19 protein-coding genes are annotated in these 16638 nt (G+C 44.5%); 7 read left to right on the top strand and 12 right to left on the bottom strand.

Going from position 1 to position 16638, the window contains the following annotated elements; translation table 11 throughout:
- Positions 1-79 precede the first annotated feature (79 nt).
- From HGO41_RS21790 to HGO41_RS21765, 6 genes are all read right to left on the bottom strand, one after another.
- A complete protein-coding gene (locus HGO41_RS21790) occupies positions 80-304 on the bottom strand; it encodes a TraR/DksA family transcriptional regulator (protein WP_250981409.1) in 225 nt (74 codons plus the stop codon).
- A 2-nt stretch (positions 305-306) separates the two neighbouring features.
- The gene (locus tag HGO41_RS21785; RefSeq protein ID WP_250981408.1) at positions 307-585 is read right to left on the bottom strand and encodes a DUF2732 family protein; all 279 of its coding nucleotides are present in this window, start codon (positions 583-585) and stop codon (positions 307-309) included.
- A 65-nt stretch (positions 586-650) separates the two neighbouring features.
- Positions 651-953: a phage replication protein B gene (gene repB / locus HGO41_RS21780; protein ID WP_104922600.1), complete on the bottom strand. Its 303-nt coding sequence runs from the start codon at positions 951-953 to the stop codon at positions 651-653.
- A 7-nt stretch (positions 954-960) separates the two neighbouring features.
- Positions 961-1131, bottom strand: a complete 171-nt coding sequence (locus HGO41_RS21775; protein WP_217204708.1) for a phage filamentation protein Fil family protein — start codon at positions 1129-1131, stop codon at positions 961-963.
- A gap of 2 nt (positions 1132-1133) precedes the next feature.
- Complete coding sequence (locus tag HGO41_RS21770) at positions 1134-1640, bottom strand: phage regulatory CII family protein (protein WP_131694578.1); 507 nt, start codon at positions 1638-1640, stop codon at positions 1134-1136.
- 31 nt (positions 1641-1671) lie between these two features.
- Positions 1672-2088 carry a hypothetical protein gene (locus tag HGO41_RS21765; protein ID WP_250981407.1) on the bottom strand — a complete coding sequence of 139 codons (417 nt, stop codon included), beginning with the start codon at positions 2086-2088 and terminating at the stop codon, positions 1672-1674.
- Between the two features lie 117 nt (positions 2089-2205).
- On the opposite strand from HGO41_RS21765, the gene HGO41_RS21760 reads away from it, so the two are divergent.
- The 4 genes from HGO41_RS21760 (at position 2206) to HGO41_RS21745 (ending at position 5326) form a co-directional block, all read left to right on the top strand.
- Positions 2206-3072, top strand: coding sequence for a phage repressor protein CI (locus HGO41_RS21760; protein ID WP_250981406.1), 867 nt, complete (start codon positions 2206-2208; stop codon positions 3070-3072).
- Between the two features lie 50 nt (positions 3073-3122).
- Entirely contained in the window at positions 3123-3689 is a 567-nt protein-coding gene (locus HGO41_RS21755; RefSeq protein ID WP_250981405.1) for a hypothetical protein, read from the top strand.
- Positions 3686-4699, top strand: a complete 1014-nt coding sequence (locus tag HGO41_RS21750) for a GmrSD restriction endonuclease domain-containing protein (protein ID WP_250981404.1) — start codon at positions 3686-3688, stop codon at positions 4697-4699. The genes HGO41_RS21755 and HGO41_RS21750 overlap by 4 nt, the downstream gene beginning before the upstream one ends.
- A gap of 69 nt (positions 4700-4768) precedes the next feature.
- A complete protein-coding gene (locus HGO41_RS21745) occupies positions 4769-5326 on the top strand; it encodes a hypothetical protein (RefSeq protein ID WP_250981403.1) in 558 nt (185 codons plus the stop codon).
- 208 nt (positions 5327-5534) lie between these two features.
- On the opposite strand, the gene HGO41_RS21740 is transcribed toward HGO41_RS21745, so the two are convergent.
- A complete protein-coding gene (locus tag HGO41_RS21740) occupies positions 5535-5687 on the bottom strand; it encodes a tyrosine-type recombinase/integrase (protein WP_250981402.1) in 153 nt (50 codons plus the stop codon).
- A 665-nt stretch (positions 5688-6352) separates the two neighbouring features.
- On the opposite strand from HGO41_RS21740, the gene HGO41_RS21735 reads away from it, so the two are divergent.
- On the top strand, positions 6353-7264 hold the full coding sequence (locus tag HGO41_RS21735) for a cation diffusion facilitator family transporter (protein WP_112152160.1): 912 nt from the start codon (positions 6353-6355) through the stop codon (positions 7262-7264).
- 200 nt (positions 7265-7464) lie between these two features.
- On the opposite strand, the gene HGO41_RS21730 is transcribed toward HGO41_RS21735, so the two are convergent.
- The 3 genes from HGO41_RS21730 to HGO41_RS25875 form a co-directional block, all read right to left on the bottom strand.
- Positions 7465-8253 (bottom strand): hypothetical protein, encoded by a 789-nt coding sequence (locus HGO41_RS21730; protein ID WP_131637951.1) that lies wholly within the window; start codon positions 8251-8253, stop codon positions 7465-7467.
- Positions 8254-8311: 58 nt separating this feature from the next.
- Positions 8312-10291 (bottom strand): alkyl/aryl-sulfatase, encoded by a 1980-nt coding sequence (locus HGO41_RS21725; protein WP_121020110.1) that lies wholly within the window; start codon positions 10289-10291, stop codon positions 8312-8314.
- A 379-nt stretch (positions 10292-10670) separates the two neighbouring features.
- A complete protein-coding gene (locus tag HGO41_RS25875; protein ID WP_250981401.1) occupies positions 10671-12326 on the bottom strand; it encodes a methyl-accepting chemotaxis protein in 1656 nt (551 codons plus the stop codon).
- Between the two features lie 599 nt (positions 12327-12925).
- Between HGO41_RS25875 and HGO41_RS21715 the strand changes: the two genes are divergently transcribed.
- Positions 12926-13552, top strand: a complete 627-nt coding sequence (locus HGO41_RS21715) for a zinc-binding dehydrogenase (RefSeq protein ID WP_013576165.1) — start codon at positions 12926-12928, stop codon at positions 13550-13552.
- Between the two features lie 342 nt (positions 13553-13894).
- Complete coding sequence (locus HGO41_RS21710) at positions 13895-14593, top strand: extensin-like domain-containing protein (protein WP_250981400.1); 699 nt, start codon at positions 13895-13897, stop codon at positions 14591-14593.
- Here the strand turns inward: HGO41_RS21710 and HGO41_RS21705 are convergent.
- Both HGO41_RS21705 and HGO41_RS21700 read right to left on the bottom strand, forming a co-directional pair.
- A complete protein-coding gene (locus HGO41_RS21705) occupies positions 14590-15768 on the bottom strand; it encodes a M20 aminoacylase family protein (protein ID WP_015690175.1) in 1179 nt (392 codons plus the stop codon). The two genes, HGO41_RS21710 and HGO41_RS21705, sit on opposite strands and share 4 nt — an antisense overlap.
- Before the next feature lie 364 nt (positions 15769-16132).
- A complete protein-coding gene (locus HGO41_RS21700) occupies positions 16133-16390 on the bottom strand; it encodes a DUF1883 domain-containing protein (RefSeq protein WP_013576162.1) in 258 nt (85 codons plus the stop codon).
- Positions 16391-16638 lie beyond the last annotated feature (248 nt).

The following is a 16638-nucleotide window of genomic DNA, read 5'->3' as shown; positions in this document are numbered from 1 at the left end:
TACAGACCACCTTTAAAATCAGAGAAGAAATAGCGGGCTGCGTTCACGCCAAGGAGAAGAAGAACTATTGAGAAATAGATCATTGCTTTCTCCGGTAATGTTTGGCGTTCAACTCAGCCAGTTCTTTGCAGTAAACACAAAGCTCAACCCCCGGCAGAGCTGCACGGCGTTGCTCCGGTATCGGGCGGTCGCAGTCGATGCAGAACATTGCGGAAATGCCCGCAACAGTTGCGCGGGCGGCTTGGATTTGTGCGGAAAGAATGAGATCAGCGCGCTCCTGAGCGGTGTCGATTACATCAGCCATTGTTACGCCTCCGCTTCACTTTGGATTCGGTTAGCTTCAATGCGGAGTGCTTCAGCAGCCTCAATTCCTGTCATTTCACGTTTGAGAATGAAACTGGCAATCGCTTCCAGGCGGCCAGCAAACACCACCGCTCGATTAGCGCGTTCTTCATTACGAGCTGTGTCGAGCATCAACGACAAATCCAGAACTGAGGTGTAATCGCGTTCTGGTGAAGCTAAATCAATGCCCATAACTGGCAAACCAACAATATTCTGACGGGGGTTATCAATCATATTTTTCATGCAGAACTCCTGTTTTTGGGCAAACGAGTGCCCGGCGAGTTGACGCCAATTAGTTTGAATACGGGTTAGTGTTTAATATTTATCTTGCAATCATCATCACTGATAAATTTCGGCAGTGATTCAGTTAAACCAAGCAAAGAATTTAGCGCCGCAACTACTTGATGCCTTTCCGTCGGTGTTAATTCAGCAAACTTCATCTCAAGATGGCGACGAGATAAGCCAGCATGAAAACAGATTGTTCTACGCATATGCAGCGGCTGAGTATCAAATGTTTCCTGCGCTACATTCTTTCTGAAATCAAACATCTCTTTAATTCGGGAAAGATGTTTTTTACCTATTTGAATATGTTCTTCATTCACTAAAGACATAATCACCTCAACTAAACAGACGCTTTATAAGCGGTTTTGAATTTCTCACGGCCTGCGGGGCAGTGGTTTGTGACATTGAAGGGTTCCAACGCTTTCCACCTGGTAACTCGATGCAACCGTGGCTAAAGTGGCGAGATGGACTCTGCTGTTTTAAAAATGGAGCAATAGAAACAGCCATATTCACATCAGCCCATTTGTCGTGACGCTTGCAATAGCACCAACTGCGGATGCCAGCGCAGGGGATGCCTGTACTCGGCCTTGAACAACTAAACCGATCAGTGACAGATGGCGAATACCGGCATTAACACCTTCGAGTAATGACATTCGACGCTGAGAACTGACCGCACCACCTTTCACTGCATCAGCTGCAATAGAACCTACGGCGGCAGTTGCCTGTAGTGCGTAGGTTGAAAGATTAGAAGTAGCAATTTCATTGACCGGTACTGACGGCAGGCAATTTATCTGTGCAAGCATGCCATCGAGAAGGGCTGCATCCTCAGTCAAATCAGTGATTAAAAGAACTTCCTCACAGGTAAGCTTATGAGGTTGTTCAGGGTTGAACTTATTGCGCAGGATTTGGGGTTTAGTGCCCATCAGCGCGGCAAGTTCGGTAAGGTTATGACGATTCACAAATGCCTTACATGCATCGTCAAAGTGAGCGTGTTTGGAAACGCGATAATCAAACATTGTTAGTCCCTGCTAGTTTGAATAATCTGACTCAACGATTTATGTAGCGGCACTTGATGGCTTGCTGACGGTTTTTTTCACGCCAGGCCTCAAGATTGATCAGGGCATTGCCATGACGTTCCATAACGACAGTTTGCATTTGACCTGTTTTTCGGTTTTTGCGTTGCTGGGTGATTGTAGTTGAAGGAGTTGGTGCAAGAAGGACGACTCCATTCGCGATCCACTTTTCGAGGACTGCGGAGCTGATACCATTAATTGCAGCAAAATCTTTCTTAGAGATTGTTGGGGAATTGGCGAGCGTAGTCAGTTGCAAACTTATGGAGTTCACAATAGTTGCAGACAGGGCTGACTCCAAGGCCGGTAGCAACTGGGAAACAACCGAGTTTAATAGTTCCTTAGAAACGGCTTTCTTATCAATGGTCGCTTGAATTGCATTCTGATCAGACATAAAGCAAAATCTCCCTTTGAGCAGTTTGAGTTCTACTGTGTAACATGTGGTGTGTTGTCACTTTAGAACGCTTTATTTGAACTGTAAATCTCTTTTAGCGATTTATTGGTAAAAAAAATGCGTCTAGAAAATGCTGTAGCGGCTGATGTGCTGGAAAGAATCCTTTCGGCATATGGGTTTACGATGCAAAAAGAACTGAGTGATAAGCTCGGCATTGCGAAGAGCAATGTTGCTAGTTGGCTTCAGCGTGGGCAGGTTCCAGGTAATGTATTGGTGCAGTGTGCGCTTGACACAGGAGCGGATGTTCAATGGTTAGTGACTGGTGTGTTTGCAAATGCAAATAAATTTATTTCCCGGGAGTCGCTAGGACATTCAACACTTAAGGGGCAGCCTCTGATTGCGAAAATGCTGCAATCAGGTGGAAAACCTGTTCTGCAACGCATCTTGGAAGCTTACGGTTTCAAAACTCAGAAAGAGCTTAGTGAATATCTTGGAATCTCGACAGGAACCATAAGTACATGGGTGCGCAGAGAGTTTTTTCCTGGTGATGTAGTGATTGCATGCGCCTTGGAAACCGGGGTTTCACTTGCATGGCTCTCAACAGGTGAGGCAGATTCAAATCATCTCTTGAAAGGCAATACATATCCTTCTCAACCTTATGTTGTTTTGAAAAAATTTACGATTTCATCATCCATTTTAATTGAAGATGGAACTTGGATTGCAGATGCCTCCTTAGTAACAAATGGAAATAAATCTTTGTGTTATGTCGAGAAAGATAATAATTCATGGATTGTAGATTTCGGCGAGAAAATAATTGGAAACGGGAAATGGCTATTAAATGTTGATGGCGCCCATGATATATATACTATATCAAGAATACCCGGAAATATGATTAATGTCGTGAATGGGAAAGCTGGTTTTAAATGCCAGCTTGATGATGTGAAATATATTGGGGAAGTAAAAAGAACAATAATATTGGAATGATTACTTTATGCGTTGTACTCTTTCGAGGAGGCAGCGAAGAGGAGAAGGCGATGAGTGCTTACATCGATGATTTTAAGTCATTTCTTTTGGAAAACACAGCCACCGATACTTTCAGGCGATTTATACTTCATTCAGACTGCCAGATGATAGACTCTAGCCAAAGTTATGCGCTGAAAAGTAACATATGCGATAAATTTGGTATTAACTTTGACAATGTGGTCATTGTCGGTTCATGTAAGTTAGGATTTAGCATTAAACCTAATAAAAGATTTGTTCCATTTGGTGAAGAGTCTGATATCGATGTTGCAATTGTTTCACCATTTTTATTCGAAAAAATCTGGAAGTCAGCAATTGAATATAAGTATAGTGGTGCTGATTGGCCAAGTAAAAATAATTTTTTTCGATATCTTGCTGCTGGCTGGATTCGCCCTGACAAATTTCCGCCAAGTAGTAATTTTGCATTCTCAGGGGATTGGTGGGATTTCTTTTCAGAGATGACAAATTCTCGGAGATATGGGGATTTTAAAATTGCTGCGGGTATTTATTACAATTCATTTTTTTTGGAAAAATATCAACAAGTTTGTCTGGAACAATGTATCTCGGAGATTCGATCATGACAATGAATACTTCAGCTTCAAATAGACGTTTAAGGGTTTTGCTAACGGCAATTGGATCAGGGGCATTGATCCCTCAGCCTGACTTTCAAAGGCGTCTTGTTTGGACGAATAAAGATAAAGTTGAGTTCATAAGAACGGTTATTTCGGGTTATCCTTTTCCTGAAATTTATATTGCAGCAGGTAGAGTTGATCCTAAGACAGGTGAGGGTGCAGAAGTATTAGTAGATGGCCAACAGAGAGTAACAACACTATACCAATACTTTAAAGGCGATCCTGACCTAAGGTTACCAGCAGATATACAAAATTATGAAAATTTGCCAGAAAACAAACAAATTGAGTTTCTTGAATATAGTGTGGTTGTTCGAGATCTAGGTGCTATGTCAATTGAAGTAATTAAGGATATTTTTAAAAAAATAAACTCAACTAGCTATGGTTTAAATGCAATGGAGATAGACAATGCTAGGTATGATGGTGAGTTTAAAAAATTCAGTGAAAAACTATCTGAACATAAGTTTTTCTATGACTATAGGATTTTTACTTCATCAGATATAAAAAGGATGAACGATGTAAGATATTGTTTAGGGCTTGTTACCACAATAATGTCTACATACTTTAATAGAGACAAAGAGATAGAAGTATATCTGGAAAAATATAATGAAGAGTTCGATGGCAAAGACCTGCTAAATACGAATATCACCATGGTTTTGAGCTTCATTGACTCGATGAACTTTACTGCCAGTAGTCGTGCAATGAAAAAAGCTGACTTTTATACTTTATTTGTTGAGGTTCATCGTCTGATGATATATGAGGGTGTGGATTTAGATAATTCTAAATGCAGAAATTCTTTAGATGCTTTTTATGAAAAAGTTGAAGAGGTATCTTCAAACACATATAAAGGAACAGAAGATGAACCTCAAGTATATTATAAAGCTGCATTACAAGCGAGTAATGACCGTAGCAATCGTATAAGTAGAGGGAAGATCATTCACTCAGTACTTATCGGTGATTGATTTGAATTACGGTAGTGGTTGTTTAACTACCGTATTTTCATATGTGTTGAGGATTTGAGTGGTTTGAATATGACCTTGCAAACAATAAAAGATATATTACTAGTGTTTAGCTTCATTATTTCTATAGCTACGCTAATTGTTCACTTCAGAAATAGTAAACTTCAAAAGTTAAGTTATTTAATGAATCGTAATAACTCAAGAGTTGGAGAGACAAATTTTGAGTTCGTTGAATGTAAACAAGTAGGTGATGAGTATATTTTAAAGTTAGTACTTTTCAATCCTAGTTCGGTTGCAACAGTCGTTAAAAGTTTGACAGTTACAAAAACTCTAGAACACCCTAATTTTATTATGTGCAAGTTAGGATTTATGAAAGAAGTTAAGGTTCAATTCAGGTGGAGCCCTGCCGTAGACAGCCACGATTTTATAGTGACTCTTTATAAAGAGTCCTATGAATTACTGTATGTCAAAGATGTTGCAGTCTTTTTTGTAGCGATATCAGGACATATCAATCGTGATTTGCATCATATCGAGCTAAGAACAAATCATGATTTCCAAACGGTCACAACGAGAATCGATGGTTTCAATGCTCGTTTCCCAATTCATTTTGAACAATGGTTCAATGGTTGATGCATATTTATCGCCACATAATCGCCAATTGTGGTGATAAGCAACTGATTTAATTGATTTGTAGTCGTATTCGGTCTTTTTTTTTACTATTTGATTTATAAAGATAATTTTATCATCTCCCTAAATCCTAAATCCTAAATCCTAAATCCTAAATCCTAAATCCTAAATCCTAAATCCTAAATCCTAAATCCTAAATTCTAAATCCTGTCTATATCTCCGTCCATTCGGTACTGCGGCTATCAGGATAAACGTTCGTCATTTTCATCGATTTATGCCCCAATAGTTTCTGAGCAAATTCCGCGCCGTATTCCCGCTCGTAAAGCCGGGAAGCAAGACTGCGGGCTTTCGCTCCGTGATACACCGTTTTTTTACCGCGCGCCAGAATGCTTGGGTAATGCTATCCGCTCGAAGCGTGCCGGGCTGCCATCTGGTTTTTCTGCTGGCAGAACTGAGAATGAACTCAGTATTATTATTCTGCAAACTAAAATTATATATAGGGGATCTGCTGAGTAACAAGAAGAGAATAAATCATAATAATAGTTATCATTCCTATTTCATGGATATCAGTATCATGAACTGAACTAATGTCTGCTGAAATTTTCAGAATTAAGGTTATGCTAATAATTCTTTTGTATGATTCAGACTATGGGTAAATATGCTAAGAGCTCATTAATGAAATTGCGAGTCTGGAGTATGTTACCCCATGAATATGCTAGTTTTTTTCGTATTCTTCACACCATGGTGGCATTTTTAATAATGTCGGAAATTATTAACGCTAATCTGACAGAGACCGAAGCAATTGCTGAACATAGTCTTGAAGGGGTTATAACCTGGATGCACATTATTTCAGGATTTGGGCTTATTATATGTGGTTTTCTAATTTCACTGAGGTCTATTTTTATACACATGGTGCGATGGGAGTTTTGCATCTTTTAATTGAAGCATATAAAAATGGTACATCTGACTTAAGTGATTAATTTTTGGTGTGGCAATAATGTAGTTTGCCGTCCATTACAGGGTGAAATAATGAGTAAAAACAAAGCATTGACGCCATCACTTACGCGCTACGCCTGGCTGTCCATTGCCACTGCGATTGCCACCATCGGACTAAAAGGTGTGGCGTGGAAAATGACCGGTTCGGTCGGTCTGCTGTCTGATGCCATCGAATCCGTGGTCAACCTCGCGGGAGCCCTGATGGCGCTCTGGATGCTGACCCTGGCTGCACTTCCGGCCGACGATAAGCACGCATATGGACACGGTAAAGCCGAATATTTTTCGAGCGCTTTTGAGGGGTTCTTGATCCTATTGGCGGCAGCCAGTATTGCCTATACCGCCGTTGATCGTATGTTGGCCCCGCAGCCACTCGACGCGGTTGGTGTCGGACTACTGGTTTCTGTGGTTGCATCCGTTCTTAATTTTGTGACGGCACGAATATTGTTAAGGGCTGGCAAGCAGCACAATTCAATCACGCTTGAGGCAGATGCTCACCACCTGCTGACCGATGTCTGGACGTCGGTCGGGGTCATTTTGGGCGTCGGACTGGTCTATCTGACCGGCTGGTTATGGGTCGATCCGGTTATTGCATTGCTGGTCGCGGCCAACATCGTGTGGACCGGTTATCAGCTCATGAGCCGTTCAGCTGCGGGTCTGATGGACGTCTCGCTACCCGTTGAAGAACTCGAAAAAATCGAGTCGCTGCTGGCGGGATACCGTGAGCAGGGGCTCGGTTTCCATGCGCTGCGCACACGCCAGGCGGGCGGACGCGCGTTTATGACACTGCACATCCTCGTTCCTGGGCTATGGACTGTTCAACATGGTCACGACTGGGCTGAGCGTATAGAGAATGATATCCGCACAGCACTGCCTTTTATCCATATCACCACTCACGTAGAACCCTTGGAAGATCCGGCGTCAATGAATGACCAGGCGCTCGACTGACGCACTCCCTGTTTATTAAACTTATTGATTTTAATAAATTGAATGAGTGTTTGGTTGTTTTTTTGATCATTCTTTAAATCAATAACCTACCTTTAAAACAACCCATTAAACCCCTTCCTGTTACCATAATAAGAAAGGGGAACGTTGCACCCGCGTAAGCATGGCAGCCATTCCCCTTATGTTTCAGCGAACGGAGTAAACTAGAGAAACTGCAGGTTCAGCCCGGCAAAAATCTGCCATCTGGGCTGACCAGGTCCGTGATCTGCTACTGAGCCTTGTGGTTCGATAAAGAAGTTGTAGACGGTTTTTTCCTGCCTGATGACCTGCCCAATCCCAAGCCCCATGGGGACGCTATAACTGTCATTCTGGAAGTTATAAACCCATATAGGTGCTGCGCGAAGATAAGTCCCGCCCCCTAACTGGTAAAAGAGAAATGGCTGGAATGTCCCGAGATGAACATCGTTGCGATCGTCTTTTCCGGCGAAACTGTGCTGCCATGACGCAAGGTAGCCGTATTGAAATTTTGGTGAACTCGCATCAAATAACACGTTGACCAAACCCGCTGACCATTTCTCTGTGCCCAATGAATCATCGCTTGCAGTAGGGGCAGTGATTTGCGGTCCAAAGCCAAAGCTGACAGCAGGATTGCCGGTATCAATCAACCATGACGCGAAAAGATTAAGATCACCTGTGCCGGTTTTATGGCCGCCAGACGGAGGTGAAGGGTATGTGTTTACAGGTAAAGAGCCGCGCAGTAGCCAGTGACTTTCACCCAGCGAAAATGGCTGGGCATAACGGAACCAGAACTGGTTGGCATCTTTATCGGTTCCGCTGACGTCGCCGATATAATAATTCTGCATATTGAATGCAGTCATATTGGCCAGCGGGTTATTCGCCTGCGCAGCGTCCGGCGTATGTTCTTCGGCCGCCAGGACATAACCCGAAACGAAGGGGAAAAGTAAGGGTAATAGTGTGAATATCCGACGCATAAGATCACCTGAATTGAATTCCCCTGCGGCTGTGGTAGAAACACCGCAGGGGTTTTATTTATGGCGTGACGATATTGAACCAGAACTCAAATTTATCCATATAACCCAGCATTTCATCCAGCTTCGCACCGTTGCCGGTCACCTTCACATCGCCTTTATCTTCAGCTTGTTTCAGTGTGACTTCCTTGAGGATAATTTTGTTGAGGGTGTCACGGTTCAGGACAATAGTGGCATCGGCGTCTTTCGCTTCTGCATCGGCTGTATGATTGAGCACACCGTTTTCCAGTTCCAGCTTGTACTTGCCGCCGTCACTGCCCAGATCAACGTTAAACACCGCTTTTGCATTCGCCGCTTTCTCGCCATTGATATGCACACCCAGATAGTCGAAGAACATTTCAGGCGACATGGCTTTTACCGTATCCGCGCTTGCCGTATTCGGCGTTGGCAGTTTCTGCACGCCATTACGTAATTCCTGCGCGCCAGTGAGATAGAAATTACGCCATGGTCCTGATTCGGCCTGATAGCCCAGTTGTTCCAGTGCATCAGCTTCGAGGTTACGCGCAGCCTCATTTTTCGGGTCAGCAAAGACAACTTTACTCACCACCTGTGCTACCCACCGGTAATTCCCTTGATCGTAATCCTCTTTGGCCTTTTTCAGGATGTTATCGGCACCCCCCATATAATCGACAAACTTTTTCGCCGCCTCCTCAGGTGGCAGTTCATCTAATGTTGCCGGGTTGCCGTCAAACCAGCCGAGATAAAGCACATAGGTCGCTTTTACATCGTGGCTGACAGAACCGTAATAACCACGACTTGCCCAGGTTTTAGCCAGACCGTCCGGGAGTTTAAAGTTTGCGGCTATTTCATCACGTGTCAGGCCGGTATTTGCCAGGCGCAACGTCTGATCATTGATATAGCGATACATATCGCGCTGACTTTTCATCAGGCTGACAACGTTATCTTTACCCCACGTCGGCCAGTGGTGCTGTGCCATGATGATTTCTGCTTTATCACCCCAGCGGTTAATGGCATCGTTAATGTATTTTGACCAGGCGAGGGGGTCGCGAATTTTTGCGCCACGTAACGAGTATGTGTTGTGCAGGGTATGAGTAACATCTTCTGCTGCTTCGATGAGTTTTTTCTCTTCGATATACCACAGCATTTCAGACGGTGCTTCAGAGCCTGGTGCCATCATGAAATCGTAAGTCAGGCCATCAATCGTCTCTTTCTGTCCTGTCTTGGTGATGTAGTTGGTTGGAGCAATTAACGTTACTGTTCCCGCCGATGTCGTGGTACCCAGACCCGCACCCACCTGGCCTTTCGCATCCGGTTTCAGCAGGTTACCGTACATGTAACTGGCTCGGCGGCTCATGACATTACCCGCCATGATATTCTCGGAGACCGCTTCATCCATAAATCCGGCAGGCGCATAAATTTTTACCTTACCGGATTTCACATCAGCTTCGTCGACGACACCACGGACGCCGCCATAATGATCAACATGGCTATGGGTATAAATCACTGCGACGACAGGTTTTTGCCCGCGATTTTTATAGTACAAATCCATACCCACTTTCGCGGTTTCTGCCGATACCAGCGGGTCAACCACCGTAATCCCTTCTTTACCCTCGATAATTGTCATGTTTGAAAGATCAATATTGCGGATCTGATAAACCCCGTCGGTAACTTCAAAGAGACCGCTGATATTAATTAATTGTGACTGTCGCCAAAGGCTTGGGTTGACGCTTTCAGGAGCCTTATCGCCTTCTTTGATGAAGGCATATTTCTGAGGATCCCAGACAATATTCCCCTGGGAACCTTTGATCACCTCTGCTGGTATTGCAGCAATGAATCCTTTATGTGCGTTGGTAAAGTCGGTGTTGTCGGAGAAAGGAAGCTGATTATAAAGTGCGTCATTGACCTGTTTGGTCGCCGCCGTAGCATCCTTTGGCGCTTCCTGGGCAAATAGCGGTGTGAGGCTGGTTGATGAAAGTAACCCTGCCAGAGCAAGGCTTTTGACTATCAATTTAAGCTTCATTGCTTATCCTTAAAAATAATCACCCCACCAGGTGGGCATATTCATTAATCCGCATGCGATATACCTCACCCGGGGTATAACGACTGTGGATTAATCTTTTCATGACTCATTTTAAGGATAATCGCGATGTTACATTGCGCAATGTTTGAACATAGAAAAACACACAACTTATTGGATTCAAGTGCTTTTTTAAGTCAAATATAAGCTGTGACTATTTTTAATTTCATTTAATTCAGTTTTTATTTCTGTTTCCGGTCATCGCTCTCTGTCCTCCCGGGGGACAGGTCTGACAGTAAAACTTCCCGATTCAACGCCGTCACATTGCCCCACAAGAATGACGAACCAGCCCTTCCCATTCATGCCGGGAAGGGCTGGAATATCAGAACTTCGTCCAGCCGCTATCTTCTGTGGTTAAGACTCTGCTATTTTTTTGTATTTTATTTTTGGGAAGAAGACTCGCTGAAGAAAGGGGAGCCCTGCCTTCGATTTTAAACACCGAGACAATTTCTGTGAGCTGACGTGCCTGCTCTTCAAGTGAGGCGGCGGCGGCGGCTGATTCCTGCACCAGTGCGGCATTTTGCTGCGTAACACTATCCATTTGCACGACTGCTATACCAATTTGGTTTATTCCTTTGCTTTGTTCAGTCGATGCAGCCGCTATCTCGCTCATGATGTCATTTACACGGCTGACAGAGCTGACGATTTTCTCCATGGCTCCCCCGGCCTGGGTCACTTGTTCTGACCCGGACTGAATGTTCTCAACCGATTCATTAATGAGCACACCAATCTCTTTTGCGGCCTGTCCACTGCGCTGCGCCAGATTTCTTACTTCGCTTGCAACGACGGCGAATCCCCGACCTTGCTCTCCGGCTCGTGCTGCTTCAACAGCGGCATTAAGAGCAAGAATGTTGGTCTGGAAGGCTATACCATTAATAACACTGATTATTTCTACGATTTTATGCGAGCTGGCGTTAATTTTTACCATGGTAGATATGACGTCGTTCACAATAACACCGCCTTGGTTTGCCTCCTGAGTTGCCTGTTCTGCCAGTGTGCTGGCCTGACTCGCATTATCTGCATTATGTCGAACGGTTGAACTCAGTTGTTCCATGCTTGCGGCTGTCTCTTCAAGTGCAGATGCCTGTTCTTCCGTCCTGGAGGAAAGGTCGGTATTCCCGGTGGAGATTTCACTGGAGCCTTTATAAATTGAATCGGCGCTGTTTCGGATGTCGTATACTGTTTTTGCCCAGTTATCCTGCATCTTGTTGATATAAGGTATTAATTGTCCAACGCAGTTTTTACCCTGGAAAGCAATTTTGCTATCAAGTATGCCGGTTGCCAATGATTCAAGGTGAGCTTTCACTTTGTTTAATGGTTTAACAAGAAAGTTTGCCAGATAACGATCGCTCAAAAGCATAATGACAACGCTGAGGGCCATAGCACCTATAAGTATATATTGGCACCATGCAACCCACTGGGTAATTCTGTGATTCGCTTCAGCGTTAAGAGAGGTAATTTTGTCATTATATTTTTCTATGGCTGCACTAAAGTTACGTCTAAGCGGAAGATATTTATCATTTTTTAAAGACGCGAACAGACTTGTATTTTTCACTGCTGCTGATTCATACATGGGGAATACAGCACTGTTGAAAAGAGTAAAGGAACTGTTATAGATATCGTCCACGGTGTTGGAGTCTAAATTCCCATGATCAATATTTTTAAATTGATCTAACCCTTTTTTAAGACTTTCTAATTCAATCAACGTGGCTTTTATTTCAATATCATAAATGCCGTTATTGTTTTTTTCTAACCCAGCTATAGCGCGTTCCAGTGCTGTTACTGCACGGTAATACTGTGCATTGGCACCATTGATGATGTCACCGTTTTGCTGTTGAACATTGGTGAAGTTCAGTTCACTTTTTAACTGATTAAGTGAGTATAAAGCGAAACCTGATACTCCGGCCCATAAAAGTGAAAAAGTGATGAGAATGGTTATTAATACTGTTCGTATTTTAATATCTCTTATAAATCTCACTTTAGAATCCTCATGTATTTAAACGATAAATTCGCCCTCAACAGGCTTCGGATTTTTTTTATAATTTATAAAACAGCTGAGCCAGCTTTTTTATATTTCATTGATCTCACTATCGGCATCAAAATTTATATCTTGAGCTGTTTTTTGATTTATAAAAGTGAAAAGTATTTGGAGAGTCTTTCGTGTTGAAAAGTATAGATATTACTTAATGATAGGGAAATACTAATATGCATCCTAATTACCAGTCCTTTAAGTGTTTCAGTCAGATTTAAATGGGTAGCAGAATTACCGACCGTTAATTGTGTGGATAAAATTAATACACATTAAATTATGACTGAACGTAGAGTACGTGAATCAGCGGGGGAATATGGCACCTTCGTTGTACTGCTGGATTTTTTAACTAATTGATTTTTCATGATTAAAGTAAAAACTCTGTCCCATATTGCCTGAGTATCTGCCGTCATATTCCTCATCAACAATGGAAATGAAACTTTCCGCCAACGTTTTAAACTTGATAGTTAAAGCGTTTCATTCTCATTTGCAGCCAGATAAATAGCGTTGTAACTTTGAGGTTCCGCCACAACGATAAGGAAAGGAAAATGAAAGCTGCTGTTGTGAATAAAGACCACTCTGTGGACGTCGTGGAGAAGACTCTGCGTGACCTGGAACATGGTGAGGCACTTTTGGAAATGGAGTGCTGTGGTGTATGTCATACGGATTTGCATGTCAAAAACGGTGATTTCGGTGACAAAACCGGTGTCATCCTCGGGCATGAAGGGATCGGTATTGATGTTAATGATCAGCAACTGGAGTTTGCCGCCGACATGGGTGCTGACCTGACCATTAATATGCGGAAAGACGATGCAGCAAAAATTATTCAGGAGAAAGTCGGTGGCGCTCATGCTGCGGTGGTAACAGCAACGGCGAAATCCGCTTTTAACTCCGCAGTGGATGCGATGCGCGCTGGCGGTCGTATTGTCGCCGTGGGTTTACCGCCGGAATCCATGAGCCTGAATATTCCTCGTCTGGTGCTTGACGGCATTCAGGTCGTCGGTTCACTGGTTGGTACCCGTGAAGATCTGGCTGAGGCTTTCCAGTTTGCCGCTGAAGGTAAAGTGGTGCCGAAAGTTACAAAGCGTCCGCTGGGCGATATCAATGCGATCTTCCAGGAAATGGAACAAGGCAAAATTAAAGGCAGAATGGTGATCGACTTTACGCATAAGTAAGGTTTTCAGGGTGTCGGGTGGCGCGACTTAGCATCTTTTGCTGCGTCACTCATGACTTACGCGCGAGATAGCCGATAAAAAAAAGCCCGCTCGGGGCGGGCTGAAAGGGGTAATGCGAGGGTCTTACACACTATGAAGGACAGTTCACAGTGGACACAGGAGAAGAAACATCGTCTTCGGATATAAAAGTAACAAACTCAATGTCTATTTATGTCAAAGCTAAGTAAGTTTATTTCCCGACTTGTAACCCCGTCAGATCACTATTTACTCAGGCGCTATACTCAAAATATTCCGCGTGAAAAACAATGTACTGCTAAACCTAAGTGGTGCTAAAGGAACACTATGCGATATTGGGTTAGCTTCATTGTGATTATTGGCATCGCCTGGTTCAGTGGCCCGTGGATAAGCCGTCATGTGCCTTCTGAATATAATCCTTTCACACCGATAACTATTAATGACCCGCCGAATCTGATCACCCGCTACAAATTAAGGAAGCTGGATAACAATCCTCAGGAATGTCTGGCTGTGCTTGAACGGGCTCAGCAAGAGGGGATGATTGAGTTTAACAGCGCCGGAAATATGGGCGGGAAATGTCCGCTGACTCATTCTGTGCGCGTTCGCGGATTTGGTGATGTTTCATTGAGTTCGAGTTATCTGGCGAGCTGTCGCCTTGCACTGAGCAGCGCAATGTTTGTCGCGCAGGTGGCGAAACCGCTGGCCACTCGGGAATTAGGTTCGCCGCTGGTGCGTATTGATCATCTGGGCAGTTATGCCTGCAGGAACGTCTATAACAAGCCCGACGCCCGGCTAAGCGAACACGCTACGGCGCAAGCGCTGGATATTGCCGGTTTCTCACTGGCTGACGGGCGCCATCTTACGGTGCTGAAACAATGGCCTCAGCCCGGCGCAGAAGGGGAGTATGTGCGGACATTATTTTCAGAGAGCTGCGCGTATTTTGGCAATTCCATCGGGCCGGAATACAACGCAGCGCATGCCAATCACTTCCACCTCGGCATGCGCTGGTTCGGTTTTTGCCGTTAATCGACTAAATAGCGCTCCACCAGACGCGTCCAGTAGGCGGTGCCAAAGCTCAGGCTTTCATCATTAAAGTTGTAGGCCGGATTATGCAGCACCGCGCTGTCTCCGTTACCCAGACGCAGGAAGCAGCCGGGCTTCTGCTGCAGGAAATACGCAAAGTCTTCACTGCCAGAAATAGGCGGAAGATTATCGACCACGTTTTCTTCACCCAGCAGTTCTTTTGCCACTTCCACAGCAAATGCTGTTTCCTGATCGTGATTCACCAGCACCGGATATCCGGGAACATATTCAATTTCAGCGCGGGCGCCGTAACCGGCAGCGTGATTCTCCGCCAGAGTGCGGATACGTTGCTCTAGCGTTTTGCGGACTTCGGGATCGAAGGAGCGAACACTCATTTCAAGGCGTGCAGTTTCAGGGATGACATTCGCCGCATGCCCTGAATGTAATGAACCGATGGTGACAACCGCTGTGTCATTAGGGTCGATATTGCGCGAAATAACAGACTGCAGGGCGATGACCAGACTGCTGGCAACCAGTATAGGATCTACGGTCATATGCGGGCGGGCTGCATGTCCGCCTTTACCATGAATAGTGATGTTGACCGTGTCGCAGGCTGCCATAAACGGGCCAGAACGGAACATCATTTTGCCGACCGGATAGCCGGGATGATTATGCAGCCCGTAGACGGCATCACAGGGGAATCGTTCAAACAACTGTTCGGCCAGCATGCGCTCCGCACCGCTGTTAAACCCAATTTCTTCAGCGGGCTGGAAAATAAGATGCACGGTGCCGGAAAAGTTTTTGCTGCGTGCAAGCTGTTCAGCGGCACCCAGCAACATCGTCGTATGGCCGTCGTGGCCGCAGGCATGCATTTTTCCAGGAAACTGGCTGGAGTAGCTCAAGTCTGTTCGTTCGGTGATGGGCAGGGCATCCATATCTGCGCGGATGCCAATGCTACGTGACCCGTTTCCATGCTTCATTGAGCCGACGACGCCGTATCCGCCCACGGCGGTGGTCACCTGATAGCCTAGAGATTCGAGTTTTTCAGCGACCAGTGCTGCGGTTGCAGATTCTTCATTGGAAAGTTCAGGGTGTTGGTGCAGGTGTTGGCGAACCTGGCGCAATTGCGGAACGAGATCCGCTACGTCAGCGATGGTGCAAAGTGATTTATTATTCATTATAAGGATCTGTTTTTTGCCTGAAAGAAATCCGGCCAATATGACCGGTGCCATGTCATTACCTTTGACAGAATGCAATGTGAAATCCGGACTGGCAATACATAAATCAGGCAAAAAAAGGACTTTTGAAAATTATGGAATGTTCAATTCAATAACGGTATGTAATTGATGTGACAGACTAAAGTTTTTTCCGCGACGTTACGCAATTCAACATTTTGCAGCTGGATGGTGTCAGCGGTTAACTGTACCGTTGTGATGCAGACCGGGCTGACTGGTAATTCATGAAATATCAGGCAAATGGTTTTCCATCCGCCTGATAAAGGTCTCAGATAAAGCAGCAGAATCGAGGAGGTAATAGCGGGTTTCAGGCGGGCATATAACTTATTGAGTGCTCCAGTGAGTCACACTGGGAATCGATAAGAACATTCCAGATACCTTTATAAGGGATCCCCACATAAGCCGTATTTTGATCATTAACCGTCAAAATATCGCCGAAACCTGAGTGACGTCCTTTTCGCTCAACATCATTTTCACACATCAGATGAATGTGACATTTTTCTGAACAACGTATGACGACGGTGTCGCCACCAAACAGACTCAATCTGGCTCGAACGATAGGCATGACTTCCCCCAATAAGATAAAACACCTGAAATACGCTGTAACCGAACACTGCCAGGTTTGACGCCACCCGGACCGGGAGTGATATTGGTCACACAACGCTCTGGAATCTATAAAACCAGACAAAAGAGGGGGAAATAATGACCTTAATCAAGAGTTGTAATAATCTTCCGAAGATTAATTGTTAGCCACTCAAACACATGTAAATGAAAATGATCTAATTTCTAGTAAGGAGGTTGGAATGTTGCTGT

This window comes from Rahnella sp. CG8, from assembly GCF_023701875.1.
Classification (GTDB): Bacteria; Pseudomonadota; Gammaproteobacteria; order Enterobacterales; family Enterobacteriaceae; genus Rahnella; species Rahnella aceris.
Note: the sequence above shows the minus strand (reverse complement) of the source record. Positions and strands in the feature narration are given on the sequence as shown.

Coding starts and splice junctions, on each gene's coding strand:
- HGO41_RS21770 (WP_131694578.1), bottom strand. CDS start 1,640: ATGTTTGATTATCGCGTTTCCAAACACGCTCACTTTGACGATGCATGT.
- HGO41_RS21760 (WP_250981406.1), top strand. CDS start 2,206: ATGCGTCTAGAAAATGCTGTAGCGGCTGATGTGCTGGAAAGAATCCTT.
- HGO41_RS21755 (WP_250981405.1), top strand. CDS start 3,123: ATGAGTGCTTACATCGATGATTTTAAGTCATTTCTTTTGGAAAACACA.
- HGO41_RS21710 (WP_250981400.1), top strand. CDS start 13,895: ATGCGATATTGGGTTAGCTTCATTGTGATTATTGGCATCGCCTGGTTC.
- HGO41_RS21735 (WP_112152160.1), top strand. CDS start 6,353: ATGAGTAAAAACAAAGCATTGACGCCATCACTTACGCGCTACGCCTGG.
- HGO41_RS21775 (WP_217204708.1), bottom strand. CDS start 1,131: ATGGCTGTTTCTATTGCTCCATTTTTAAAACAGCAGAGTCCATCTCGC.
- HGO41_RS21785 (WP_250981408.1), bottom strand. CDS start 585: ATGAAAAATATGATTGATAACCCCCGTCAGAATATTGTTGGTTTGCCA.
- HGO41_RS21715 (WP_013576165.1), top strand. CDS start 12,926: ATGAAAGCTGCTGTTGTGAATAAAGACCACTCTGTGGACGTCGTGGAG.
- HGO41_RS21750 (WP_250981404.1), top strand. CDS start 3,686: ATGACAATGAATACTTCAGCTTCAAATAGACGTTTAAGGGTTTTGCTA.
- repB (WP_104922600.1), bottom strand. CDS start 953: ATGTCTTTAGTGAATGAAGAACATATTCAAATAGGTAAAAAACATCTT.
- HGO41_RS21790 (WP_250981409.1), bottom strand. CDS start 304: ATGGCTGATGTAATCGACACCGCTCAGGAGCGCGCTGATCTCATTCTT.
- HGO41_RS21725 (WP_121020110.1), bottom strand. CDS start 10,291: ATGAAGCTTAAATTGATAGTCAAAAGCCTTGCTCTGGCAGGGTTACTT.
- HGO41_RS21705 (WP_015690175.1), bottom strand. CDS start 15,768: ATGAATAATAAATCACTTTGCACCATCGCTGACGTAGCGGATCTCGTT.
- HGO41_RS21745 (WP_250981403.1), top strand. CDS start 4,769: ATGACCTTGCAAACAATAAAAGATATATTACTAGTGTTTAGCTTCATT.
- HGO41_RS21700 (WP_013576162.1), bottom strand. CDS start 16,390: ATGCCTATCGTTCGAGCCAGATTGAGTCTGTTTGGTGGCGACACCGTC.
- HGO41_RS21730 (WP_131637951.1), bottom strand. CDS start 8,253: ATGCGTCGGATATTCACACTATTACCCTTACTTTTCCCCTTCGTTTCG.
- HGO41_RS21765 (WP_250981407.1), bottom strand. CDS start 2,088: ATGTCTGATCAGAATGCAATTCAAGCGACCATTGATAAGAAAGCCGTT.